General features: G+C 72.0%; 23 protein-coding genes. 9 read left to right on the plus strand and 14 right to left on the minus strand.

Annotation, left to right across the window (positions count from 1 at the left end):
* Window positions 1–12 precede the first annotated feature (12 nt).
* The 7 genes from ACFQZY_RS16865 to ACFQZY_RS16895 form a co-directional block, all read right to left on the minus strand.
* A complete protein-coding gene (locus ACFQZY_RS16865; RefSeq protein WP_377417962.1) occupies window positions 13–990 on the minus strand; it encodes a Bug family tripartite tricarboxylate transporter substrate binding protein in 978 nt (325 codons plus the stop codon).
* A gap of 223 nt (window positions 991–1,213) precedes the next feature.
* On the minus strand, window positions 1,214–2,212 hold the full coding sequence (gene waaF, locus ACFQZY_RS16870) for a lipopolysaccharide heptosyltransferase II (protein ID WP_377417964.1): 999 nt from the start codon (window positions 2,210–2,212) through the stop codon (window positions 1,214–1,216).
* A gap of 6 nt (window positions 2,213–2,218) precedes the next feature.
* Window positions 2,219–2,443: a zinc-finger domain-containing protein gene (locus ACFQZY_RS16875; protein WP_377417966.1), complete on the minus strand. Its 225-nt coding sequence runs from the start codon at window positions 2,441–2,443 to the stop codon at window positions 2,219–2,221.
* A gap of 11 nt (window positions 2,444–2,454) precedes the next feature.
* Window positions 2,455–3,390, minus strand: a complete 936-nt coding sequence (locus ACFQZY_RS16880) for a branched-chain amino acid transaminase (protein ID WP_377417968.1) — start codon at window positions 3,388–3,390, stop codon at window positions 2,455–2,457.
* 44 nt (window positions 3,391–3,434) lie between these two features.
* Complete coding sequence (locus ACFQZY_RS16885) at window positions 3,435–3,857, minus strand: glycerate kinase (RefSeq protein ID WP_377417970.1); 423 nt, start codon at window positions 3,855–3,857, stop codon at window positions 3,435–3,437.
* 19 nt (window positions 3,858–3,876) lie between these two features.
* Window positions 3,877–5,256, minus strand: a complete 1,380-nt coding sequence (radA, locus tag ACFQZY_RS16890; RefSeq protein WP_377417972.1) for a DNA repair protein RadA — start codon at window positions 5,254–5,256, stop codon at window positions 3,877–3,879.
* A 69-nt stretch (window positions 5,257–5,325) separates the two neighbouring features.
* Window positions 5,326–6,375, minus strand: a complete 1,050-nt coding sequence (locus tag ACFQZY_RS16895) for an NAD(P)H-dependent flavin oxidoreductase (RefSeq protein WP_377417974.1) — start codon at window positions 6,373–6,375, stop codon at window positions 5,326–5,328.
* A 168-nt stretch (window positions 6,376–6,543) separates the two neighbouring features.
* On the opposite strand from ACFQZY_RS16895, the gene ilvD reads away from it, so the two are divergent.
* The 4 genes from ilvD (at window position 6,544) to ACFQZY_RS16915 (ending at window position 11,331) form a co-directional block, all read left to right on the plus strand.
* Complete coding sequence (gene ilvD / locus ACFQZY_RS16900; RefSeq protein ID WP_377417976.1) at window positions 6,544–8,259, plus strand: dihydroxy-acid dehydratase; 1,716 nt, start codon at window positions 6,544–6,546, stop codon at window positions 8,257–8,259.
* Between the two features lie 56 nt (window positions 8,260–8,315).
* Window positions 8,316–9,329: a Bug family tripartite tricarboxylate transporter substrate binding protein gene (locus ACFQZY_RS16905; RefSeq protein ID WP_377417978.1), complete on the plus strand. Its 1,014-nt coding sequence runs from the start codon at window positions 8,316–8,318 to the stop codon at window positions 9,327–9,329.
* A 112-nt stretch (window positions 9,330–9,441) separates the two neighbouring features.
* Complete coding sequence (locus ACFQZY_RS16910) at window positions 9,442–10,416, plus strand: 2-dehydropantoate 2-reductase (RefSeq protein WP_377417980.1); 975 nt, start codon at window positions 9,442–9,444, stop codon at window positions 10,414–10,416.
* Entirely contained in the window at window positions 10,417–11,331 is a 915-nt protein-coding gene (locus tag ACFQZY_RS16915) for a DMT family transporter (protein WP_377417982.1), read from the plus strand. It abuts the gene before it with no gap.
* Window positions 11,332–11,380: 49 nt separating this feature from the next.
* Here the strand turns inward: ACFQZY_RS16915 and ACFQZY_RS16920 are convergent, their stop codons facing one another.
* The 5 genes from ACFQZY_RS16920 to ACFQZY_RS16940 form a co-directional block, all read right to left on the minus strand.
* A complete protein-coding gene (locus ACFQZY_RS16920) occupies window positions 11,381–12,220 on the minus strand; it encodes a fumarylacetoacetate hydrolase family protein (protein WP_377417984.1) in 840 nt (279 codons plus the stop codon).
* 1 nt (window position 12,221) lies between these two features.
* On the minus strand, window positions 12,222–12,686 hold the full coding sequence (locus ACFQZY_RS16925; protein WP_377417986.1) for a nuclear transport factor 2 family protein: 465 nt from the start codon (window positions 12,684–12,686) through the stop codon (window positions 12,222–12,224).
* 7 nt (window positions 12,687–12,693) lie between these two features.
* Window positions 12,694–13,269 carry a VOC family protein gene (locus ACFQZY_RS16930; protein ID WP_377417988.1) on the minus strand — a complete coding sequence of 192 codons (576 nt, stop codon included), beginning with the start codon at window positions 13,267–13,269 and terminating at the stop codon, window positions 12,694–12,696.
* 20 nt (window positions 13,270–13,289) lie between these two features.
* Window positions 13,290–14,294, minus strand: a complete 1,005-nt coding sequence (locus ACFQZY_RS16935; protein ID WP_377417990.1) for a Bug family tripartite tricarboxylate transporter substrate binding protein — start codon at window positions 14,292–14,294, stop codon at window positions 13,290–13,292.
* A gap of 87 nt (window positions 14,295–14,381) precedes the next feature.
* Complete coding sequence (locus tag ACFQZY_RS16940; protein WP_377417992.1) at window positions 14,382–16,043, minus strand: FAD-dependent monooxygenase; 1,662 nt, start codon at window positions 16,041–16,043, stop codon at window positions 14,382–14,384.
* Window positions 16,044–16,187: 144 nt separating this feature from the next.
* Here ACFQZY_RS16940 and ACFQZY_RS16945 point away from each other — a divergent pair, with 144 nt between their 5' ends.
* Window positions 16,188–17,186, plus strand: coding sequence for a LysR family transcriptional regulator (locus ACFQZY_RS16945; protein ID WP_377417994.1), 999 nt, complete (start codon window positions 16,188–16,190; stop codon window positions 17,184–17,186).
* Between the two features lie 141 nt (window positions 17,187–17,327).
* Here the strand turns inward: ACFQZY_RS16945 and ACFQZY_RS16950 are convergent, their stop codons facing one another.
* Window positions 17,328–17,852 (minus strand): zeta toxin family protein, encoded by a 525-nt coding sequence (locus ACFQZY_RS16950; protein WP_377417996.1) that lies wholly within the window; start codon window positions 17,850–17,852, stop codon window positions 17,328–17,330.
* 18 nt (window positions 17,853–17,870) lie between these two features.
* On the minus strand, window positions 17,871–18,968 hold the full coding sequence (gene alr / locus ACFQZY_RS16955) for an alanine racemase (protein WP_377417998.1): 1,098 nt from the start codon (window positions 18,966–18,968) through the stop codon (window positions 17,871–17,873).
* Window positions 18,969–19,094: 126 nt separating this feature from the next.
* On the opposite strand from alr, the gene lplT reads away from it, so the two are divergent.
* The 4 genes from lplT (at window position 19,095) to panB (ending at window position 22,674) form a co-directional block, all read left to right on the plus strand.
* Window positions 19,095–20,381, plus strand: a complete 1,287-nt coding sequence (lplT, locus tag ACFQZY_RS16960) for a lysophospholipid transporter LplT (protein ID WP_377418000.1) — start codon at window positions 19,095–19,097, stop codon at window positions 20,379–20,381.
* 5 nt (window positions 20,382–20,386) lie between these two features.
* Window positions 20,387–21,322, plus strand: coding sequence for an EamA family transporter (locus tag ACFQZY_RS16965; RefSeq protein WP_377418002.1), 936 nt, complete (start codon window positions 20,387–20,389; stop codon window positions 21,320–21,322).
* Window positions 21,306–21,791: a glutathione peroxidase gene (locus ACFQZY_RS16970; protein WP_377418004.1), complete on the plus strand. Its 486-nt coding sequence runs from the start codon at window positions 21,306–21,308 to the stop codon at window positions 21,789–21,791. Before ACFQZY_RS16965 ends, ACFQZY_RS16970 begins: the two co-directional genes overlap by 17 nt.
* A 70-nt stretch (window positions 21,792–21,861) precedes the next feature.
* Window positions 21,862–22,674 (plus strand): 3-methyl-2-oxobutanoate hydroxymethyltransferase, encoded by an 813-nt coding sequence (panB, locus tag ACFQZY_RS16975; protein WP_377418006.1) that lies wholly within the window; start codon window positions 21,862–21,864, stop codon window positions 22,672–22,674.
* The last annotated feature ends 2 nt before the right edge of the window (window positions 22,675–22,676 follow it).

Below are 22,676 nucleotides of genomic sequence, written 5' to 3' on the forward strand. Positions count from 1 at the left end.
AAGGCTGGGGGGTCAGTCGAGCTTGGCGCCGGAGGCCTTCACGACCTGGCTCCACTTCTTCAGTTCGGCCTTGATGAAGGTGTCGAACTGCGGGCCGGCGAGGTTGGGGAAGTCGGCGCCCTGGGTGGCCCACACGGCCTTGGCCTCGTCCGTCAGGCAGGCCTTGCGGACTTCCTCGACGGCGCGCGCCTGCAGGTCGGCCGGGGTGCCCCGGGGCGCCCACAGGCCGTACCAGGTGGCGACCTGGTAGTCGGGCAGGCCCAGCTCGGCGGAGCAGGGCACGTCCGGGAAGGCGGCGCTGCGCTTGGTGCCGGAGACCATGAGCGCCTTCACCCGGCCCGCCTTGATGTGCGCGGCCGAGGAGCCGAGGCCGTCGAACATCATGTCCACGTTGCCGGCGATCAGGTCCTGCAGGGCGGGACCCGCGCCGCGGTAGGGGATGTGCGTGATGAAGGTCTTGGTCTGCAGCTTGAACAGCTCGCCGGCCAGGTGGTGCGAGGTCCCGCCGCCGGCCGAGCCGTAGTTCAGGCGGGCGGGGTTGCGGCGCACCAGGTCGATGAAGGCCTTGTAGTCGGGCACGTCGACCTTGCGCGGGTTGACCACCAGCACCTGCGGCACGCTGGCCACCAGGACCAGGGGCACCAGGTCGCGCTCCAGGTCGTAGTCCAGGCGCGGGTACATGAAGGGGGCGATGGTGTGGTGCACCGCGCCCATGAACAGGGTGTAGCCGTCGGGCGCGGCCTTCGCGGCCACGCCGGCGCCCAGGGTGCCGCCGGCGCCGCCGCGGTTGTCCACGATCAGCTGCTTGCCGGTGAGGCGCGAGAACTGCGCCGACAGCGGACGGGCGAAGGCATCGGTGCCGCCGCCGGCGGGGAACGGGACGATGAGCGTGACGGGCTTGGAGGGCCAGGCCGAGGCCTGGGCGAAGGCGCGGCCCGCCAGGGCGGTGGCGGCCAGGGCGAGCAGGCTGCGGCGGGGAAGTCGGGGCATGGAAATCTCCTCGGGTCGCGCTCGACACGGCGCGGATACGGTTGAGTCAATACCGCTTTGTATCGAGATTGGCGCCGCCCGCCCACGGGTGATTCCCTGGGCAGCCCGGGCCCGGACTCAGCAGAAGACCAGGGCGAGGTAGGCCGGGTCTTCCAGCAAGTTCAGCAGCACGTACTCGCTGGCGCGGTGCAGCCAGTACAGCCAGCCCTCGGGCAGCGGGGACTCAGGCATCGGCGGCCAGCGCCTGCACCACCCGCTCGGGTGCGATGTCCACCAGGCAGCGGTGGTGGCCCAGCGGGCACTCGCGCTCGAAACAGGGCGCGCAGTCGAGCGGCGGCTGGTAGGCCGCGTCCTGCTTGAGCCAGAGGACACGGGCGCGGTCGTTCAGCGGCGGCGTGTGCAGCGGGCTGGACGACCCGAACAGCGCCACCTGGTCGATGCCGAAGGCGGCAGCCACATGCATCAGCCCCGAGTCGTTGCTCACCATGGCGCGGGCGCCGGCGATGAGGGCGAAGGCCTCCATCAGCGAGGTCTTGCCGGCGAGGTTGAGGCAGCGGCCGGCCGGGGCCGCCTGCGCGATCTCGTCGCACAGGGCCGACTCCTTGCCGGAGCCGAGCAGCACCACCGGCGCATCGAGCAGGGTGGCGAGCCGGGCGTAGTGGGCGGCGGGCCAGCGCTTGGAGCCGCCGAACTCGGCGCCCGGGGAGAAGGTGTAGTAGCCGCGCGGCGCCAGGCCCTGGGCCTGCGCCGCCCGCGCGGCCTCGTCCCCGGCCAGCGACAGCTGCGGCCGGTCGGCCTCGATGCCGGCCTCGCCGGCGAGCGCCGAGTAGAAGGCCACCATGGGCGGCTTGCCCTTGGGGTTCTTCAGGCGGTGCGTGAGCAGGCCCACGCGCGCCTCGCCCAGGTAGCCGACCCGGCGCGGGATGCTGGCCAGGAACGGCAGCAGCGCGCTCTTGAGGGAGTTGGGCAGCACGTAGGCGCAGTCGAAGCGCCCCGCGAGCTCCTGCGCGATGCGGCGGCGCGCCTTGAACTGCAGGCCGCCGTGCTGGAAGGGGAATTCGATGACCTCGGCCACCTGCGGCATGGCGCGGTAGACGGGCGCCACCCAGGGCAGCGCGCCCACCGTGAGGCGCTCGCCGCGCGCCGCGAGGCGGCGCATCAGCGGCTCGGTCATGACCGCGTCGCCGATCCATTGCGGCGCAATGACCAGCGAGCGGGTCATGCGGGGTCAGTGGCCCGCGTGGAAGTGCTCGCCGTCCTTGAGCTTGTAGACGGTGCCGCAGTAGGCGCAGCGGGCCTCGCCGGTATGCGCCACGTCCAGGAACACGCGCGGGTGCGTGTTCCACAGCTTCATGCCGGCCACGGGGCTGGGGCAGAACACGCCGCCGTTGCCATTGAGGTCCTTGGCGAGGAGCTCGACGACGGCTTCCTTCTTGGGAGCGGGGGCAGTCATCGCGCGCGTCCTCAGACCTTGGTGAGCCAGTGGGCGTACTTGGGGTTGCGGCCGTTGACGATGTCGAAGAAGGCCGCCTGGATCTTCTCGGTGACCGGGCCACGCGAGCCGATGCCGATCGGCAGGCGATCGAGTTCGCGGATCGGGGTGACTTCCGCGGCGGTGCCGGTGAAGAAGGCCTCGTCGGCGATGTAGACCTCGTCGCGGGTGATGCGCTTCTGGATCACCTCGATGCCGAGGTCAGCGCAGATGTGCATGATCGTGTTGCGGGTGATGCCGTTGAGGGCGCCGGCGGACAGGTCGGGCGTGTAGACCTTGCCGTCCTTGACCACGAAGATGTTCTCGCCCGCGCCTTCGCTCACGAAGCCCGAGGTGTCCAGCAGCAGGGCCTCGTCGTAGCCGTCGTCCAGGGCTTCCATGTTGGCCAGGATGGAGTTCGAGTAGTTCGACACCGCCTTGGCCTGGGTCATCGTGATGTTCACGTGGTGGCGGCTGTAGCTGGAGGTCTTCACGCGGATGCCGCGCTTCATGCCCTCCTCGCCCAGGTAGGCGCCCCAGGCCCAGGCCGCGACCATCAGGTGGATCTTGTTGCCCTTGGGGCTGACGCCCAGCTTCTGCGAGCCGATCCAGACCAGGGGACGCAGGTAGCCGCTTTCCAGCTTGTTGGCGCGGACCACTTCCTTCTGCGCCTCGTTCACCTGCTCCTTGGTGAACGGGATCGTCATGCGCAGGATCTTGGCGCTGTTGAACAGTCGGTCGGTGTGCTCCTGCAGGCGGAAGATGGCGGGGCCATTGACCGTGTTGTAGGCGCGAACACCCTCGAAGGCGCCGCAGCCGTAGTGCAGGGTGTGGGTGAGGACGTGGATCTTGGCGTCGCGCCAGTCGACCAGTTCACCATCCATCCAGATCTTGCCGTCGCGGTCGGCCATGCTCGGAACAACGCTCATCTCTCGTCCTCGTGGGGTGTCAGGGGAAAACCAAAGAAACGATTTTAGTCCGCCGCTGGGCCGGCCCCTGTTTCCTCGGCGACGGGGCGCCAGAGCGTCCAGCGCACCAGCCGGCCCCCGCGGAATTCGCAGGTGACATGGGAGCCGCCCGGGTCCGTCCAGCGGAACACCTCGGGCTGCTCGTCGCGCGGCGACAGCTGCTCGCCCAGGCTGCGCGTGACGGCGATGACCTTCATCAGCGGCCAGCCGGTCTTGATCTTCACGTTCATCATCACCGCGCTGCCCACATAGCCCACCGGGCGGTCGGCGGCCTTCTTCAGGATATGCATCAGGCGGGTGAAGTGCAGGAGCACCCACATCACCAGGCCGCCGCCGGCGATGGCCAGGCCGGGCAGGCCGAAGGAGTTCCAGGCGGTGTAGAGGAGTGCTGCGGCCCCCAGGGGGACCATGATTCGTTGCCAGTTCATCGGACCGGATTGTCCGCGATCAGGCCAGCCCCCGGACGACCTCCATGGCCTCCTCGATGCGCTCCACCGGGTGGATGGCCAGGCCCTCCAGCTCGCGGGAGCCCTTCTTGGGCGCATTGGCCTTGGGCACCACGGCCACCGAGAACCCGAGCTTGGCCGCCTCGCGCAGGCGCTCCTGCCCGCGCGGCGCCGGCCGCACCTCGCCGGCCAGGCCGACCTCGCCGAAGGCGATGAAGCCCTTGGGCAGGGCGCGCCCGCGCAGCGAGGAGGTGATGGCCAGCATCACCGCCAGGTCGGCGGCCGGCTCGGAGATGCGCACGCCGCCCACCGCGTTGACGAAGACGTCCTGGTCGTAGCAGGCCACGCCGGCATGCCGGTGCAGCACCGCCAGCAGCATGGCCAGGCGGTCCCGCTCCAGGCCCACCGACAGCCGCCGCGGGCTGGGCCCGCCGGTGTCCACCAGCGCCTGGATCTCCACCAGCATCGGGCGCGTGCCCTCCAGCGTCACCAGCACGCAGCTGCCGGGAACCGGCTCGGTGTGCTGCGACAGGAAGATGGCGCTGGGGTTGGCCACGCCCTTGAGGCCCTTCTCGGTCATGGCGAAGACGCCGATCTCGTTGACCGCACCGAAGCGGTTCTTGATGGCGCGCACCAGGCGGAAGCTGGAGTGCGTGTCGCCCTCGAAGTACAGCACCGTGTCGACCATGTGCTCCAGCACGCGCGGGCCGGCCAGCGCGCCCTCCTTGGTCACGTGGCCCACCAGGACCACGGTGGTGCCGCTGGCCTTGGCCGCGCGCGTGAGGTGGGCGGCGCACTCGCGCACCTGGGCCACCGAGCCGGGGGCGGAGGTGAGCTGGTCGGAGTAGACGGTCTGGATGGAGTCGATGACGGCCACCGCGGGCCGGGCGGACTGCAGGGTGCCGAGGATCTTCTCCAGCTGGATCTCGGCCTGCACCTTCACCTGCGGGCTCTCCAGCCCCAGCCGCCGAGAGCGCAGGGCCACCTGGGCGCCGGACTCCTCGCCGGTCACGTACAGCGTGGGCACGCCGGCGCGCTCCAGCCCGTCCAGCGCCTGCAGCAGCAGGGTGGACTTGCCGATGCCGGGGTCGCCGCCAATGAGCACCACGCCGCCCTCGACGATGCCGCCCCCCAGCACGCGATCGAGCTCGTCGATGCCGGTGGGGGTGCGGGCGAAGTCGGTGGCCTCGATGTCGGCCAGCACGGTCACGGGCGCGGACTTCGCCAGGCCGGCGAAACGGTTCTTGCCGCCTGCCGCACCGCCCTCGGGCACCGACTCGATCAGGGTGTTCCAGGCTTCGCAATGCGGGCACTTGCCGAGCCAGCGCGGGCTGGTGCCGCCGCATTCGGAGCAGGTGTAGACGGTCTTTTCCTTGGCCATGAGGGCGGGAGCCTACCACCGCCCCCGGCGGCGCCGCGGCCGGCCCCGCGCCGCCGGGCGGGCGGCCGGTCAGCGCCAGCCGCGGGCCAGCTCGCGCACGACCTCGGCCGCCGGCACCGCGCGCGCCGCGGCCGCATGCTGGCCCGCCCACAGCGGCGAGAAATCCCCGCTGCCGGCCTTCTCGGCCCAGGCGCGCAGCGGCGCGATGGCGGCGGTGGCCAGCGGGAACTCGGGCGGCGCCTCGCCCAGCGGCCCCAGCTCGCGCATGACGCGGTTCACCATGCCGCGCGCCGGCCGGCCGGAGAACAGGCGGGTCAGCGCCGTGTGGCGCACCGCCTCGGACTGCAGCGCCGCCCGGTGCACCGGGCCGGTGGTGGCCTCGGGCGTCAGCAGGAAGGCCGTGCCGGCCTGCACGCCCGCCGCGCCCAGGGCGCGGGCGGCGGCCACGCCGGCCGCGTCCATGATCCCGCCGGCAGCGATCACCGGCACGCCGACCGCCGCCACCACCTGCGGCAGGAGCGCGAACGTCCCCATCTGGCGGGTCAGGTCGTGGTCCAGGAAGTGGCCGCGGTGGCCGCCGGCCTCCAGGCCCTGGGCGATCACCGCGTCGGCGCCGTGCTGCACCAGCCAGCGCGCCTCGTCCACCGTGGTGGCCGAGGACCACACCGTGGCGCCCCAGGCCTTCACCCGCGCCAGCATGCGTGGCTCGGGCAGCCCGAAATGGAAGCTCACCACGGGCGGGCGGAACCGCTCCAGCACCGCGAGCGCGGCCTCGTCGAAGGGGCGGCGGCCGGGGCCGGCGGGGATGCCGGCGGGGTCGATGCCGGCCTCGGCGTAGTACGGCGCCAGCGCCTGGCGCCAGCGGGCCTCGCGCGCCTCGTCGGGCACGGGCGGCTGGTGGCAGAAGAAGTTGACGTTGTACGGGCGGCCGGCAGCGGCCACCCGCTCGATGTCCTGCGCCAGCGCCTCGGGCGTGAGCATGGCCGCGGGCAGCGCGCCGAGCCCGCCGGCCTCGCCGACGGCCAGCGCCAGCGCGGCGCCCTGCGAGCCCGCCATGGGCGCCTGGAGGATGGGAAGCGGCAGGCCGCGCAGGCCCGGCAGGGAGAGGAGGTCGGCCATGCGCGGATTCTGGCGCACCGGCCGAAGGCTCGGGCGGCCAGGCGGGCGCGGCGCATCCGGCGCCGCGGGTGCGGCCGGGGCGTTGGCCGACGCCCACAGTCAGGGACTTTCCCTGTGGCGGCGCAGCAAAACCCGCTGTCTACTACGCGACTGCCTTTTTTCCGTTCCATGAGCCAGGACCCTCCCCGCAAGTTCCGATCCGCCACCGTCCACCAGGGCCTGCTGCGCGCCAGCGCGCGCAGCTTCCTGCACGCGCTGGGCCAGGACGACGACGACATCGCCCGCCCCCACATCGGCGTCTTCCACACCGGCGGCGAGATGAGCCCCTGCAACGCCAACCTGCGGGACCAGGCGCAGCACGCCAAGACCGGCATCTACGCCGCCGGCGGCATGCCGCACGAGTGCCCGGTGATGTCCGTCTCCGACGGCCTGACGATGGCGCACTCGGGCATGCGCTTCTCGCTGATCTCGCGCGAGCTGATCGCCGACAGCGTGGAGGCCTCCACCCGCGGCCACCAGTGGGACGGCATCTTCGCCATCGGCGCCTGCGACAAGAACCTGCCGGGCCTGATGATGGGGATCGTGCGCTGCAACGTGCCCGGCGTCTTCGTGCACGGCGGCGCCGCCCTCCCCGGCCGCCACCGCGGCCAGGACGTGAACCCGGTCCACCCCTACGAGACCATCGGCCAGGTCATCGCCGGCCAGGCCACGCAGGCCGACCTCGACGCCGTCACCCACGCCTGCCTGCCCACCGCCGGCGCCTGCGCCGGCCAGTTCACCGCCAACACCATGGGCATGGTCTCCGAGGCCCTGGGCCTGGCGCCCCTGGGCTCCTCGATGGTGCCCGCCGTCTTCAGCGAGCGCGCACCGATGCTGCGGCGCGCCGCCCGCACCCTGATGCGTGCGGTGATGGGCGAGGCCCCGCTGCCGCGCGACATCGTCACCCGCAAGGCCCTGGAGAACGCCTGCGCCATCGTCTCGGCCACCGGCGGCTCGACCAACTCGGCGCTGCACATCCCCGCCATCGCGCACGAGGCGGGCATCCGCTTCCACCTCGACGACGTGGCCGAGGTCTTCGCGCGCACGCCCCTGATCGGCGACCTCAGCCCCGGCGGGCGCTTCCATGCCCGCGACGTGCACGAGATCGGCGGCGCGCAGGTCCTGCTGCGCGAGCTGCTGCGCGGCGGCTACCTGCATGGCGACACGCTCACCCTCACCGGCCGCACCCTGGCCGAGGAACTCGAGGGCGCGAACCCGCCCGACGGCGAAGTGGTGCGCGCCCTGGAGAACGCGCGCTCCCGCGACGGCGGCCTCACCGTCCTCAAGGGCAACCTCTGCCCCGACGGCGCGCTGCTCAAGACCGCGGGCCTGGCCACCCTGGCGCACCGCGGCCCGGCCCGCGTGTTCGAGTGCGAGGAAGAGGCCCAGGCCGCGGTGCAGGCCCGCAATTACCAGGCCGGCGATGTCATCGTGATCCGCAACGAGGGCCCGCGCGGCAGCCCCGGCATGCGCGAGATGCTCGGCATCACCGCGCTGCTCTATGGCCAGGGCATGGGCGACAAGGTCGCCCTGCTCACGGACGGCCGCTTCTCCGGCGCCACCCGCGGCCTGTGCATCGGCTACGCCGGGCCCGAGGCGGCCGACGGCGGCCCGATCGCGGCGCTGCGCGACGGCGACCTGGTCGAGATCGATGCGCGCCCCGGTGCGCGCAGCATCCGCGTGGACCTCACGCCCGAGCAGATCGCCGCCCGCCTCGCCGAGCGCACGCCGCGCCCGGCGCCGCGCGGCGGGCTGCTCGAGAAATACGCCGCCACCGTGCGCCCCGGCCACCAGGGCGCGGTGACGCATTCCGGCGGCGTGACCTGGCTGCGCGACGAGTCCTGAACCCTGTCCCAGAGACACCCGAGATACCCCGCCATCAACCCCGAGAGGAGACTCCCATGACCCATGCATCCACCACCCGCCGCCAGCTGCTGCAGGCCGCCGGCGCCTCGGCCTTCCTCGGCGCCATCGGCCAGCAGGCCTGGGCCCAGGCCGCGGGCGCGCCCTTCGAGCTGGCGAAGATCGTCACCGGCTTCGCCGCCGGCGGCACCTCCGACACCACCTGCCGCCGCGTGGCCCAGGCCATGACCGTCGCCGGCGGCTATGCCAAGTCGGTCGTCGTCGAGAACAAGACCGGCGCGGGCGGCCAGATCGCCGTGACCACCGTGAAGGACGCGCGCCCCGACGGCCAGACCATCCTGCAGACGCCGACCTCGATCCTCACGATCTACCCGCACATCTACAAGAAGCTGCCCTATGACCCGCTGGCCGACGTCACCCCGGTGACCCTGGCCTGCGTGTTCGACTTCGGCTTCGCCGTCGGCCCCGCCGTGCCGGCCAGCGTCAGGACCGTGCCCGAGTACCTGGCCTGGGCCAAGGCCAACCCCACCGGCGCCAACTTCGGCTCGCCCGCCGCCGGCTCGACGCCGCACTTCGTGGGCACCCTCCTGGGCAAGAGCGCCAACGTGGACCTCAAGCACGTGGCCTACCGCGGTACGCAGCCCGCCATGCTGGACCTGCTGGCCGGCAACATCGCCGCCGTCTCCGGCCCCATCGGCGACATCACCCAGCACCTGGCCTCGGGCAAGGTCCGCATCCTGGGCACCTCGGGCACCAAGCGCAGCCGCTTCGCCCCGGACGTGCCCACCTTCACCGAGCAGGGCATCCGGGACGCCACGCACAGCGAGTGGTTCGCCTTCTTCCTGCCGGCCAAGGCCCCGGCGGACCTCGTCAACCGCCTGAACGCCGCGATGAAGGCCGCCCTGGCCACCAAGGAGGTGGTGGACGGCATGGCCACCTTCGGCCTGGAGGCCATGTCCTCCACGCCCGCCGAGCTGGTCGACCTCCTCAAGCGCGACACCGCCAAGTGGGCGCCCATCGTGAAGGCCATCGGCTTCACCGCCGAGAGCTGATCGGGCGGACCGAGCCGGTCGCGCCGCGGCGACCGGGAGGCCCGCCCTCCCGGCGCGCACCGGATTTCCCGGCGAGGGCCGCGCGCCCTCGCACCGAGGACACAATCACCCCATGAAAGTCTGCATCTACGGCGCCGGTGCCATCGGCGGATGGATCGGCGCACGCCTGGCCCGGGCCGACTGCGCCGTGAGCGTGGTGGCGCGCGGCGCGACCCTGGAGGCCCTGCGCGCGCAGGGCCTGCGCCTGGCCTCGGGCGGCGAGACCCTCGCCGTGCCGGTGCAGGCCAGCGAGGACCCGGCCGACCTCGGCCCGCAGGACCTGGTGGTGGTGGCCGTGAAGGCCCCCGCCATGGCCGCCGTGGCCCGGCGCATCGCGCCGCTGCTGGGGCCGGACACCCTCGTGCTCACCGCCATGAACGGCGTGCCCTGGTGGTTCTTCGAGGGCTTCGGCGGCGCGCTGGCCGGCGCGCGGCTGGAGTCGGTGGACCCGGGCGGCGAGATCGCCCGCCACATCCCGGCGCGGCACGTGGTCGGCTGCGTGGTGCACGCGAGCTGCTCGCTGCGCGAGCCGGGCTTCGTGCAGCACCACTTCGGCAACGGCCTGATCGTGGGCGAGCCCTCGGGCGAGAAGACCGGCCGCGTGCAGGAACTCGCCGCGCTGCTGCAGCGCGCTGGCTTCGAGGCCACGCTGTCCGAGCAGATCCAGAAGGACGCCTGGTACAAGCTGTGGGGCAACATGACGGTGAACCCCGTCAGCGCCATCACCGGCGCCACCACCGACCGCATCATGGCCGACCCGCTGGTGCGTGACTTCATCTCCCGCGCCATGCTGGAGGCGCGCGAGATCGGCGCGCGCATCGGCATCCCGATCACGCAGGCGCCGGAGGACCGGCACGAGGTGACGAAGAAGCTGGGCGCCTTCAAGACCTCGATGCTGCAGGACGTGGAGGCCGGCCGCCCGGTCGAACTCGACGCCCTGGTCTCGGTGGTGCGCGAGATCGGCCAGCGCACCGGCGTGCCCACGCCCACCATCGACGCGCTGCTGGGCCTGGCGCGCCTGCACGCGCAGGTGCGCGGCCTGTACTGAATGGCGGATCCCGCCCGCGCCCCCCGAGCGTTGGGCGGCGCCGCCTTCGCGACGCTGCTGCTGATCGCGGTGCTGATGGGGGCGAACCACGTCGCCGCGCGCATCGCCTTCAACGCCGGAGCCGACGTGGCCACGGCCGTCGCGCTTCGCAGCAGCGTGACGACCGCCGTCCTGGTGGCGGTGATGGCGCTGCAGGGCGTGCGTCCCCGCTTCAGCACGCGCCACAAGCGCGCCCTGCCCCTCATCGGGCTCCTCATCGGAATTCAGAGCCTGTGCCTGTATTCCTCGGTGGCCCGGCTGCCGGTGGCCCTGGCGCTGCTGGCCTTCAACACCTACCCCATGGCGGCCGCCTTCTGGGCCTGGGCCCTTTACCGCAAGCCGCCCGAGCGGCCGATGCTGGTGGCGATGCCGGTGATCCTGGCGGGCCTGGCGCTGGCGCTGGATGTCTCAGGCGCCGCCTCCGGGCTGGGCGCGGGCGGCCACTGGGCGCGCATCGGCGCCGGCGTGGCCTTCGCGCTCGCGGCGTCCGCGGTGTTCGGCCTGGCGCTGGTGGTGACCCAGCACGCCGCGGGCGACGTGGACGGCCGCGTGCGCACCGCCACCACCATGGCCATGGCCACCCTGGTGGGCCTGGGCATGGTGGCCTCGCAGGGCGGCTTCCACTTCCCGCAGACGCCCGCGGGCTGGGGCGGCCTGGCGGCGCTCACGGTGCTCTATGGCACCGGCATCACGCTGCTGTTCACCGCGCTGCCGCGGCTGGGGGTGGTGGGCAATTCGCCCATCATGAACGTGGAGCCGGTCTGCGCCCTGGTGCTGGCCTGGGTCCTGCTGGACCAGGCCATCGCGCCGATGCAGCTGGCCGGCGCCGCGATCGTGGTGGGCGCGGTGATGGCGCTGGGGATGCGCAGGCGCTGAGGCCCTGGGACGCAGCGGCAGCGCGCGGCGCAGGCCGGGCGCCGCGCGCTCAGACCATCCGCTGGCGCTGCGTGCCCAGCGGGCCCGCGCTGAGGGTCATCACGTCGCCGCGGCGCAGGAACACGGGCTGGGGCTTCATGCCCAGGCCCACGCCCTGCGGCGTGCCGGTGATGACCACGTCCCCCGGCAGCAGCGTCATGAAGGTGCTCAGGTAAGCAATGATCTCGGCCACCGGGAAGATCATGTCGGCGGTGCTGCTTTGCTGGCGCACTTCGCCGTTGACCTTCAGCTCCAGCGGGATGGACTGCGGGTCCGGCAGTTCGTCCGCCGTCACCAGCCAGGGGCCGATGGGGCCGAAGCCGTCGAAGCTCTTGCCCTTGCCCCACTGGCCGCCGCGCTTGATCTGCCAGTCACGCTCGGAGACGTCGTTGGCCAGGCAGTAGCCGGCCACGTGCGACAGCGCGTTCTCGCGCGAGACGCGCTGCGCCCGGGTGCCGATGACGAAGCCCAGCTCGATCTCCCAGTCGCAGGCCTCGGAGCCGGGCGGCAGGGTGATGTCGTCATCGGGGCCGGCCAGCGAGGTGAGCGCCTTGTTGAAGACGACCGGCTCCTTGGGGATCTCCAGGCCCGCCTCGATGGCGTGCTGCCGGTAGTTCAGGCCGATGCAGACGAACTGCCGCGGCGCCGCCACCGGCATGCCCAGTCGCGTGCCGGCGGGCACCAGGGGCATGCGTCGCAGGTCGATGGCGGCCAGGGCCTGCAGCTTCTCGGGGGCCATCCACTCGGGGGTGAAGTCCGGGACCAGCAGGGACAGGTCGCGCGCCTGGCCGTCGGCGTCGAGGGCGCCGGGGCGTTCCTGGCCCGCGGGGCCGTGTCGAAGCAGTTTCATGTCATTCCTTGGAGGTTGCGGTGGAAAGGGGCGCAGGCCGCAGGGCCATGCGGATCACGCGCTCGCGGATCCGCCAGCCCCGCGCCGTGCGAGCGAAGCGGTCGTGGTACTCGACGACGGCGGGAAGCCCCGCCATTGTGGCCACGGCATCGTCCGGCCCCGCACGCGAGCCCTGGAAGAACAGGGCGTAGCTGGCGCCGCGGGCCTCGTCGGCCGACACCGGCTCGACGAGGAAATTGGTGCAGACGTGGCGCGTCTCAACGCCGGCCGGCCGGCCCTCGAGGAACGCGGCCAGCGCGGCACGGCCCGTGGTCACGGCGCCCATGCGGTCGAGGACGCCGTCCTCGGTGAAGAGATCCAGCACCTGCGCGTAGCGGCGGGCGTCGATGTGGTTGGCGAAGGCGACGCCCAGGCGGACGCAGGCGGCTTCGTCGTCCGCGCTGAAGGACGATGCGCGAGCGGACATCGGCGCCTCACGCCATGAGCGAGCCGCGCACCGGGGATACCGGCAGCTGCACGCGGCGGGGCAGGATGTCGGAAGCCGGCACGCCGTCGCGCAGCCGGGCCACCATCTCGTCGGGGTCGAACTCGACGCCGATCGGGTTGGCCTCGAAGTGCGGGCCGTGCATGAAGGCGTTGGCGTCGTCGTTCGTGCCGAAGCAGTCGGCCTGGAACTCCATCTGGTTGCCGTCCGGGTCGGCGTAGTAGAGGGAGATGGTGATGCCGTGGTGGATGCACCAGTACGGCAGGATGCCCTTGGCCTTGAGCTCCAGGTACTTGTCCATCAGCTCCTGCAGGCCGCGGTAGCCATAGGCCACATGGTCCATGCCCGGCTCGCCGCGCGGCGTGCGGGCCTGCGACTCGCCCTTGATGATGCCCATGTTGAGGAGGGCGATGCGGTGGTGTTCCTCGTCGTACGTGACGAAGGCGATCACCGGGCTCTGGTATTGCACCTTGCCGCCGAACACCGTGAAGTACCACTGCAGCATCTGCTCGAAGCGGTAGGTGCGGAAGACGACATGGGCAAAGGTCTTGGGACGGATCGTCATGGTCTGGGTCTCCTGGCGTGTCACTCGACGGAAATCCGGGCGCGCTTGACCGTCTCGGCGAAGCGGGCGCTGTCGGCCTCGGCGGTGCGGGCGATGTCGGCGGGCAGGGCCGACCAGCCCTCGAAGCCGACGGTGGCGAAGCGCTCCTTCACGTCCGCCTCGCCCTGGGCCGCGACCACGCTGGCGTGGATGCGGTCCACCACCGCCTTGGGCATGCCGCGCGGGCCGTACAGCGCCACCCAGGACTTGAGCTCGAAGCTGCCCATGCCGGCCGTCTCGCTGACGGTGGGCACGTCGGTGAATCCGGCCAGGCGCCTCGGGCCGGCGTAGGCCAGCAGGCGGACCTTCTTCGCGCGGTACAGGCCGCCCACGGTGGCGGCGGAGCCGAAGGCCCAGTCCACCTCGCCGGCGGCGACCGCGGTGTACAGCTGCGGGATTTCCTTGAACGGGATGTGGCGCATCTGGGTAGCCGTGGTGTTTTCGACCATGGCCGAGCCCACGTGGGCGACGCTGCCGATGCCCCAGCTGCCATAGGTGACCTGATTGGGCGTGGCCTTGGCGGCGGCGACCAGGTCGGCGAAGGTCTTGTAGGGGGAGTTGGCGCCGACCACCACGAAAAAGTTGGCGGTGTACAGCGGGGCCACCGGCTCGAAGTCCTTCACCGGGTCGAAGGGCATCTGCTTGTACAGGTGCGGCTGCAGGGCCACGGTGGCCACGTCGACCAGCAGCAGGTTGTAGCCGTCGGGGGCGGTGCGCTTGACCTCGCCGACGGACAGCCAGCCGTTGGCGCCGGGCTTGTTGTCCACGGTGAACTGCTGCCCCCAGGCGCGGGAGACCTTCTCGCCGACATGGCGCACCACCGCGTCGGGGCCGCTGCCCGCCGAGAACGGCAGGACGACGCGGACCGCCTTGGCGGGGAAGGCCGGCGCGGTCTGCGCGGTCTGCGCCTGCAGGCCGGGGGCGGCGAGGAAGGCCAGGCCCAGGGCGGTGGCACCCAGGACGCGGCGGCGTTGGAACGGCTTCATGGTGTTGTCTCCTTCGTTGTTGTCGGTCGTGGTCACTGTCACTGTCACTGTCGCTGTCGTCGTCGTCATTGCAGCCCGGGAGCGGCCTCAGGGTCGCCCCCGGGCCGGGGCCGCGGGGATGAAGGGGTTGCCCTGCCCCGCGACCTGCTCGAACACGGCCACCGAGGCATGGGGCCAGGCATCGCCGCGCCAGGCCACGTGCTGGTCCGGCCGCACCAGCGTGAAGCGGGTCGGGTACAGCGCGGGGAAGGCGGGCTCGTTCGGCTGGAGCACCACCAGCGGGACGCCGGCGCGGCGGGCCTGCAGGCGCGCCTCCTCGATGGCGGCCGAGGGCGCGTCCTTGTGCGCCAGCAGGGTGAAGCCCGGGCCGAAGTGGTCGTACAGCGAGCTGCCGTCATGCAGCCACGCGTGCGGCGCGAGCGAGCCGGGCCGCGAGGTCGGCACGTAGTTGACGAAGTCGTGCCCGGGCGCCGGCGTGCCGTCGGGCACGATCACCGGCGAGTGCTCGTAGCGGTAGCCGAGCATCACGCCCAGCGTGGTGAACTCGCGCATCTTGGCCTCCTGGATGCGCGCGCCCACGGACCGGCGCAGCGCGGCGCCCTCGGGCGTGGCGTCGTCCAGGCCGTCCTTCCACAGCTGGTTGCCCAGCATGGCGTGGTTGGCGACGGCCTCGTCCAGCACCATCTCGTGCACCGGCCGGCGCTCCTGCTCGTAGCTGTCCAGGAGCTGCGCGCCGCCCCAGCCCTGGAGCACGGCGGCGAGCTTCCAGCCCAGGTCCACGCCGTCGCACACGCCCATGTTCATGCCGTAGCCGCCGAAGGGCGGGTGCAGGTGGCAGGCGTCGCCGGCGAGGAAGACGCGGCGGTCGCGGTAGGCGGTGCCGAGGAAGCGGCTGGCGACCCATTCGTCCGTGGAGAGCACCTCGTAGGGCCGGTCGATGCCGGTGGCCTGGCGGATCAGGGCCGGGGCGTCGGCGGGGTCGAGCTTCCAGCCCTCCTTGACGCCGGTGGGCATGAAGAACCAGGTGTCGCCGCGGTCCATGGGGCCGACCAGGCTGGGCGCGTCGCCATTGACCTGCCAGTACATGATGGCCGGGCCGTGGGCATGGGCCTGCGCCAGGCCGGGGGCGCGGAACACCACGTTGTAGTTGCGGGACAGGCCGTAGGTGCCCTCCAGCCGTGCGCCGATGGCCTCGCGCACGGTGCTGCGCGCGCCGTCGGCGCCCACCAGGAACGCGGCCTGGACCGCCTGCTCGGTGCCGGCGCGCAGGTCGCGCACCACGGCGCGCACGCCCTGCGCGTCCTGGGTGAACGACAGCAGCTCGGTATTGAACCGCAGCTCCACGCCGGGCAGGGACTGCGCGTGCGCCCGCATCACCTCCTCGACGGTGTACTGCGGCACCCACTGCGAGTGCTCGGAGTACAGGGGGTTGCGCCCGGGGCCGCAGTACAGCGCGTTCTCGAAGCGCGTGAGCAGGTGGCCGGCCAGGCGGGTGCAGAACACCACGTTCGAGGGGTAGTCCACGCCCAGGGGCGAGGCGGCCTTGAGGGTGTCGGCGATGCCCCAGCGGCGGAAATGCTCGCGGGTGCGCACGTTGGTGGTCTTGGCGCGCGGGGCATAGCCGACGCGGTCGTTGCGCTCGACCACCAGGCAGGGCACCCCCCGGTGCCCCAGCTCGATCGCCAGCGCCAGCCCCACCGGCCCGCCGCCCACGATCAGGACGCGGGGCGTGGCCTTGTCGTTGTTCACGGTGTCGTCTCCTGCGTTTCTCGTTGCGGCCCGGGCAGCGCCTGGCCCCGGGAATGGTTCGGGATAGTAGGGAGGCGCACGTGATGCTGGAAGATGCAAAATTCAGGAGGGTGATGCATTTGCCTGATCACCCAAGCCACCGCCATGAAGATCAATGCCATCCGGGATTTCCTGGCCGTCGCCGAGCGCGGCGGGCTGCGCGCCGCGGCGCGGCAGCTGAATGCCTCGCAGCCGGCGATCAGCCGCAGCATCCAGGAGCTCGAGCGCGAGCTGGGGGTGGTGCTGTTCGAGCGCAGCCAGGCGGGGATCAAGCTGACGCCGATGGGGCAGGTGTTCCTGCGCCGCGCCGCGGCCATGCGCAACGAGATGCGCCTGGCGCAGGAGGAGCTGGACCAGCTGCGCGGCGAGACGCACGGGCACCTGACGGTGGCCCTGTCCAGCGTGCCGCACATCGCGCTGCTGCCCGGGGCGCTGCGGCCGTTCCGCCTGCGCTACCCGAACGTGCAGGTGGACATCATCGACGCGGTCTACCCCACGATCGAGCAGGACCTGAAGGAAAGCCGCATCGACTGCTACATCGGGCCCGCGCCCGACGCGGTCTCGCCCGACCTGGCCAAGGAGACGCTGTTCGAGAACACGCGCCTGATCGTCGGCCGCCGCGGCCACCCGCTGGCGCAGGCCCGCTCGCTGCGGGAGCTGGCGAACGCCGAGTGGATCACGACCTCGATCACCCACGTGGCCGAGGAGGAGCTGGGCCCGCTGTTCGCCGCCAACGGCCTGCCGCCGCCGCGGCTGGTGATGCAGGGCCACTCGGCCCTCACCTTCCTGGTGGCCCTGGTCAACTCCGACCTGCTGATGATGCTGCCCGCGCAGTGGACGCAGTCACCGCTGCTGAAGGACCATGTGCAGCCGATCCACGTGCGCGAGCCCCTGCCCGCGCCCCCGGTCAGCCTGGTGCGGCGCGGCGGCCTGCCGCTGACGCCGGCCGCCGAGTACTTCTGCGACATGATGCGGCGGGAGATCGGGCACATGGGCGCAGGCGCCGCATCGCCCGGCGACACCGCTAGCGCCGCCGATAGCCCGCCGCCGGTTCATGCAGGCTCTGCGCCGGGGCGTCGGCCGACGGGTCGATCCGCTCGATGATCCCGTCACGGCTCACGACGAGGGCCGTGCCCGTGCGCAATGCGAGCTCACGCGCGGCGTAGGCGGCGCGGCGCAGGGCAGCGGGTGACAGCCGCAGGTCCTCGTCACGGGCCGACTCGATCGGAAGGAGATTCGTACGCTTCATGGTTTCTCGCCCCAGTCGATGAGGACCGGCTCAATCCCCGAATTGTCGTAGCGGGCCCAGGCGTCCACAAGCGGCGCATAGGCCGCGCGAAAATTGCGCAGTCCCGCGGCAAAGCGACGACGGATCACGGCCGGCGCGACGTCGTGGCCGCCCTGCCGGACCCGTTGCGCGACGCGCTCGATGGCCTCCTGCGGACTGTCAAGGCCCAGGAAGATCAGCTTCACGCGGTAGCCCGCGGCCTGCCATCGGGGGATCTGCCGCAGGTAGCCCCGGCCAGCCAGCGTGGTCTCGAATGCAAAGCTGGAGCGTTGGGTGAAATGCCGTTCGAGCTCGAGGAGCATCAGCCGTGCGGCCTGGACGGCGACGGCCTCCGGCGCAAAGGGCGACAGGCCAGCGGCGATCAGGTCTGCGTTGACGAAAACGGGGCAGCCGGCCTCATGCGGAAGGAATTCACGCGCGAAAGTCGTCTTCCCTGCGCCATTGGGTCCGGCAATGATGATGACGCGCAGCGGGTCGACCATCACCGGCTCCGCGCGTGCTCAGTCCGCCACCTTCGCCACTCGCGCCACCGCCACCGCGCACATCAGCTCGTACCCCACCGTGCCCGCGGCCCGGGCCACCTCATCGATCGGCAGCACCGTGCCGCGCGTGGCGCGGCCCCACAGCGTGACCTCGCTGCCGAAGCCGGCGTCGGGCACCGGCGTGAGGTCCACCGCGACCATGTCCATGCTCACGCGGCCCAGCGTGCGGGTGCGCACGCCGTCGACCAGCACCGGCGTGCCGGTGCCGCAGTGGCGCGGGTAGCCATCGGCATAGCCCACCGCCGCCACGCCCACGCGCATCGGCCCCTCGGCGACGAAGGACGAGCCGTAGCCCACGCTGTCGCCCGCCTGCAGGCGCTGCACGCCGATCAGGCGGGTGGACAGGGTCAGGGTGGGCGCGAGGCCCCAGTGTGCGATGTCGTGGTCGGGGAAGTCGGGCGAGCTGCCGTACAGCGCGATGCCCGGGCGCACCCAGTCGGCGCGCACCGCCGGGTCCTCGCCGAAGCGCAGGGCCGCGGCGCTGTTGGCCAGGCTGCGCTCGCCCGGCAGGTCGCGCGTGGCCTCGGTGAAGGCCTGCATCTGGTGGGCGATGCCGCGGGCGGTGTCGGCATCGCTGAAGTGCGTCATCAGCGAGATCTCGTCCACCTGCGGCAGCGCGTTCAGCCGCGCCCAGGCGGTGCGCAGCGCCTGCGGCGCGAAGCCCAGGCGGTTCATGCCCGAGTTCATCTTGAGGAAGACGCGGTGCGGCACATGCGTCTTGTGCACCGCCAGCATGTCGATCTGCTCCTCGCAGTGCACCGCATGCCACAGCCCCAGGCGCGAGCACAGCTCCAGGTCGCGCGTCTCGAACACGCCCTCGAGCAGCAGCACCGGGCCGCGCCAGCCGAGCGCGCGCACGCGCTGCGCCTCGGCCAGGTCCAGCAGCGCGAAGCCGTCGGCCCCACGCAATCCTTCGTATGCACGCTCGATGCCGTGGCCGTACGCATCGGCCTTGACCACGGCCCAGACACGCGCATCCGGTGCGGCCTGCCGCACGCGCGCAAGGTTGTGGCGCAGGGCCTCGGTGTGGATGGTGGCCTGGATGGGACGGGGCATGGGACGGTGGCAACGCTGGCTTTCGCGGGGATTGTGGCACCACCCTGCGTGATATAACCCAGCGTCAATTTTGGAGACAGGCAACCCGCCGCGCGTCGCACCCCTGCACGCGCGGCCGCATCACGAATGAAGCGCGGCTTTTACACCATCATGTCGGCGCAGTTCTTCAGCTCGCTGGCCGACAACGCATTGTTCGTGACCGCGGTGGAACTGCTCAAGTCCGGCGGCGCGCCCGAGTGGCAGCGCGCGGCGCTCGTGCCGATGTTCGCCCTGTTCTACGTGGTGCTCGCGCCCTTCGTGGGCGCCTTCGCGGACGCACTCCCCAAGGGCAAGGTCATGTTCATCAGCAACGCCATCAAGGTGGTGGGCTGCCTGATGATGCTGTTCGGCTCGCACCCGCTGCTGTCGTACGCGGTGGTGGGCCTGGGCGCCGCGGCCTACTCGCCGGCCAAGTACGGCATCCTCACCGAGCTGCTGCCGCCCTCCCAGCTGGTCAAGGCCAATGGCTGGATCGAGGGCCTGACCATCGCCTCCATCATCCTGGGCATCCTGCTCGGGGGCCAGCTGGTGGGCCATGCGGTCTCGAGCCAGCTGCTGGCGCTGGACTTCCCCCTCATCGCCACCGGCGTCGACACCCCGCCCGAGGCCGCCATCGCGCTGCTGATCTTCGTCTACGGCCTGGCCGCGTGGTTCAACACCCGCATACCGGACACCGGCGTCGAGATGCGCCCCATCCCGCCGAACCCGCTGGCCCTGGTGCCGGACTTCTGGACCTGCAACACCCGCCTGTGGCGCGACAAGCTGGGCCAGATCTCGCTGGCCACCACCACCCTGTTCTGGGGCGTCTCGGGCAACCTGCGCTACATCATCCTGGCCTGGAGCGCGGTGGCCCTGGGCTACGGCACCACCCAGGCCTCGGCCCTCACCGGGGTGGTGGCCCTGGGCACCGCCATCGGCGCGGTCGCCGCCTCCATGCGCATGCGCCTGGACATGGCCACCAGCGTGATGCCCCTGGGCATCGGCATGGGCCTGCTGGTGATCCTCATGAACTTCATCAGCAACGTCTGGGCCGCCGCCCCGTTCCTGATCCTGCTGGGCGCGCTCGGCGGCTTCCTGGTGGTGCCGATGAACGCGCTGCTGCAGCACCGCGGCCACAACCTCATGGGCGCGGGCCGCTCCATCGCCGTGCAGAACTTCAACGAGCAGGCCTGCATCCTGGGCCTGGGCGCGCTGTACAGCCTGTCCACCGGCATCGGGCTGTCGGCCTTCGGCGCCATCACCGGCTTCGGCCTGATCGTCGCCGGCGCGATGTACGTGATCCAGCGCTGGCACGCCAGCAACCTCGTCAAGCACAAGGACGAGGTCGACCACCTGCTGGAGATCGCGCGCCACGACAACATGCACGGCAGCTGAGGCCTGTGCACGGCATCAACCGCCAGGCGGCGGGCGCGGCGCTGGCGCTGGTCGCCAACGCCTTCGTCTGGGGCATCTCCTGGTGGCCGTTCCGCGAGCTGCAGGCGCGCGGCCTGCACCCGCTGTGGGCCACCGCCGGCGTCTACCTGCTGTCCCTCGCCGTCCTGCTCGCCTGGCGCCCGCGCGCGCTGCGCGAGGCGGTGGGCCACCCCTCGGCCTGGGTGCTGGGCGCGGTGGCCGGCCTGACCAACGTGGGGTTCAACTGGGGCGTGTCCATCGGCGACGTGGTGCGGGTGGTGCTGCTGTTCTACCTGATGCCCGCCTGGTCCATCGTGCTGGCCTGGCCCCTGATCGGCGAGAAACCCACCCCGGTGGCGGTGGCGCGCCTGGCGCTGGCCCTGGCCGGCGTGGTCGTGGTGCTGGACCCGGCCGGCCACGGCGGCCTACCCCTGCCCGCCAGCCTGGCCGACTGGCTCGGCCTGGGCGCGGGCCTGTGCTTCGCCATCACCAACCTGATGCTGCGGCGCATGGAGCAGGTGCCGGCGCCCTCGCGCGTGCTGGCCATGTTCGCCGGCGGCGCCCTCCTGTCCGCGCTCACCGCCCTGGCCGGCGGGATGCTGGGTGCCGTGGCCGCGCCGCGCCTGGGCCTGGACGGCGTGCCGCTGGCGGCGGTCCTGGCCCTGGCCTTCCTGCTCGGGAACGTGGCCTTGCAGTACGGCGCCACGCGCCTGCCGGCGCAGGCCACCGCGCTGATCATGCTGTCCGAGGTGGTGTTCGCCAGCGTCTCCTCGGTCGCCCTGGGCGCGGCCGACCTCACGCCGGGCGTGCTCGCCGGCGGCGCCCTGATCCTCGCCGCGGCCATCTGGTCGGCCTGGCCCGCGCGCGCGCCGGCCGCCGCACAATCGGCCGATGGACCCCACGCCGATGACCACCGCCCATGACTTCGAGGCCCGCCGCATCGACGGCACGCCCTGGCCGCTGTCGCAGCACCGCGGCCAGGTGCTGCTGGTGGTGAACACCGCCAGCGCCTGCGGCTTCACGCCCCAGTTCGCCGGGCTGGAGGCCCTGCACCGGCAGTACGGCCCGCGCGGGCTGGCGGTGCTCGGCTTCCCCTGCAACCAGTTCGGCGCGCAGGACCCGGGCAGCAACGCCGAGATCGGCGCGTTCTGCCAGGCGAACTACGGCGTGAGCTTTCCCATGATGGAGCGGGTCGAGGTCAAGGGCCCCGGGGCCCACCCCCTGTACCGGTGGCTCACCGCGCAGGCGCCGGGCCTGCTGGGGACGCGCGCGATCAAGTGGAACTTCACCAAGTTCCTGGTCGGGCGCGATGGCCGCGTGATCCGCCGCTACGCGCCGCTGGCCAAGCCCGGCTCGCTGGCGCGCGACATCGAGGCGGCCCTGGCGCGCTGAGGGCCGCCAGTGCGCGCCGTCAGCCGACCTCGTTAGACTCCACCCCGACTTCCGAACGACCGCTGCGACCATGACCGACACCGTCCGCAAGCCCATGACGCTCCACCGCCTGCGCGAGATGCACGCCGCCGGGGAGAAGATCGCCATGCTGACCTGCTATGACGCCACCTTCGCGCACGTCCTCGACGATGCCGGCGTCGACTGCCTCCTGATCGGCGACTCCCTGGGCATGGTGCTCCAGGGCCATGCCTCCACCGTGCCGGTGCAGCTGTCCGACATGGCCTACCACGTGGCCTGCGTGGCGCGCGGCGCGCGCCAGGGCTGGATCATCGGCGACCTGCCCTATGGCAGCTACCAGCAATCCAACGCGCAGGCCATCGCCAGCGCCACGGCGCTGATGCAGGCCGGCGCGCACATGGTCAAGCTCGAAGGCGCCGGCTGGACGGCCGAGACCATCCGCTTCCTCGTGGAGCGCGGCATCCCGGTGTGCGCCCACCTGGGCCTGACCCCGCAGTACGTGCACGCCCTGGGCGGCTACCGCATCCAGGGCCGCGACGACGCGGCCGCCGCCACGCTGGTGCGGCATGCGCGCGAGGTGCGCGATGCCGGCGCCTCGATGCTGGTGCTGGAGCTCATTCCCTCCGCGGTCGGCGCGCAGGTCACGCAGGCCATCGACATCCCCACCATCGGCATCGGCGCCGGCCCCGACACCAGCGGCCAGGTGCTGGTGCTGCACGACATGCTGGGACTGAACCACGGCCGCCTGCCACGCTTCGTGCGCAACTTCATGGACGGCTCGCCCAGCATCCCCGCGGCCATCAAGGCGTATGTCGACGCCGTGAAGTCGGGCACGTTCCCGCAGCCGCAGGTCCACACCTACTGATT

The organism is Ramlibacter sp. GCM10027632 (assembly GCF_042675325.1).
Taxonomy (GTDB): Bacteria; Pseudomonadota; Gammaproteobacteria; order Burkholderiales; family Burkholderiaceae_C; genus Ramlibacter.

Bases quoted from the DNA above. Each gene is read 5' to 3' on its own strand.
- ACFQZY_RS16865 (WP_377417962.1), bottom strand. From the start codon at position 990: ATGCCCCGACTTCCCCGCCGCAGCCTGCTCGCCCTGGCCGCCACCGCC.
- waaF (WP_377417964.1), bottom strand. From the start codon at position 2,212: ATGACCCGCTCGCTGGTCATTGCGCCGCAATGGATCGGCGACGCGGTC.
- ACFQZY_RS16875 (WP_377417966.1), bottom strand. From the start codon at position 2,443: ATGACTGCCCCCGCTCCCAAGAAGGAAGCCGTCGTCGAGCTCCTCGCC.
- ACFQZY_RS16880 (WP_377417968.1), bottom strand. From the start codon at position 3,390: ATGAGCGTTGTTCCGAGCATGGCCGACCGCGACGGCAAGATCTGGATG.
- ACFQZY_RS16885 (WP_377417970.1), bottom strand. From the start codon at position 3,857: ATGAACTGGCAACGAATCATGGTCCCCCTGGGGGCCGCAGCACTCCTC.
- radA (WP_377417972.1), bottom strand. From the start codon at position 5,256: ATGGCCAAGGAAAAGACCGTCTACACCTGCTCCGAATGCGGCGGCACC.
- ACFQZY_RS16895 (WP_377417974.1), bottom strand. From the start codon at position 6,375: ATGGCCGACCTCCTCTCCCTGCCGGGCCTGCGCGGCCTGCCGCTTCCC.
- ilvD (WP_377417976.1), top strand. From the start codon at position 6,544: ATGAGCCAGGACCCTCCCCGCAAGTTCCGATCCGCCACCGTCCACCAG.
- ACFQZY_RS16905 (WP_377417978.1), top strand. From the start codon at position 8,316: ATGACCCATGCATCCACCACCCGCCGCCAGCTGCTGCAGGCCGCCGGC.
- ACFQZY_RS16910 (WP_377417980.1), top strand. From the start codon at position 9,442: ATGAAAGTCTGCATCTACGGCGCCGGTGCCATCGGCGGATGGATCGGC.
- ACFQZY_RS16915 (WP_377417982.1), top strand. From the start codon at position 10,417: ATGGCGGATCCCGCCCGCGCCCCCCGAGCGTTGGGCGGCGCCGCCTTC.
- ACFQZY_RS16920 (WP_377417984.1), bottom strand. From the start codon at position 12,220: ATGAAACTGCTTCGACACGGCCCCGCGGGCCAGGAACGCCCCGGCGCC.
- ACFQZY_RS16925 (WP_377417986.1), bottom strand. From the start codon at position 12,686: ATGTCCGCTCGCGCATCGTCCTTCAGCGCGGACGACGAAGCCGCCTGC.
- ACFQZY_RS16930 (WP_377417988.1), bottom strand. From the start codon at position 13,269: ATGACGATCCGTCCCAAGACCTTTGCCCATGTCGTCTTCCGCACCTAC.
- ACFQZY_RS16935 (WP_377417990.1), bottom strand. From the start codon at position 14,294: ATGAAGCCGTTCCAACGCCGCCGCGTCCTGGGTGCCACCGCCCTGGGC.
- ACFQZY_RS16945 (WP_377417994.1), top strand. From the start codon at position 16,188: ATGAAGATCAATGCCATCCGGGATTTCCTGGCCGTCGCCGAGCGCGGC.
- ACFQZY_RS16950 (WP_377417996.1), bottom strand. From the start codon at position 17,852: ATGGTCGACCCGCTGCGCGTCATCATCATTGCCGGACCCAATGGCGCA.
- alr (WP_377417998.1), bottom strand. From the start codon at position 18,968: ATGCCCCGTCCCATCCAGGCCACCATCCACACCGAGGCCCTGCGCCAC.
- lplT (WP_377418000.1), top strand. From the start codon at position 19,095: ATGAAGCGCGGCTTTTACACCATCATGTCGGCGCAGTTCTTCAGCTCG.
- ACFQZY_RS16970 (WP_377418004.1), top strand. From the start codon at position 21,306: ATGACCACCGCCCATGACTTCGAGGCCCGCCGCATCGACGGCACGCCC.
- panB (WP_377418006.1), top strand. From the start codon at position 21,862: ATGACCGACACCGTCCGCAAGCCCATGACGCTCCACCGCCTGCGCGAG.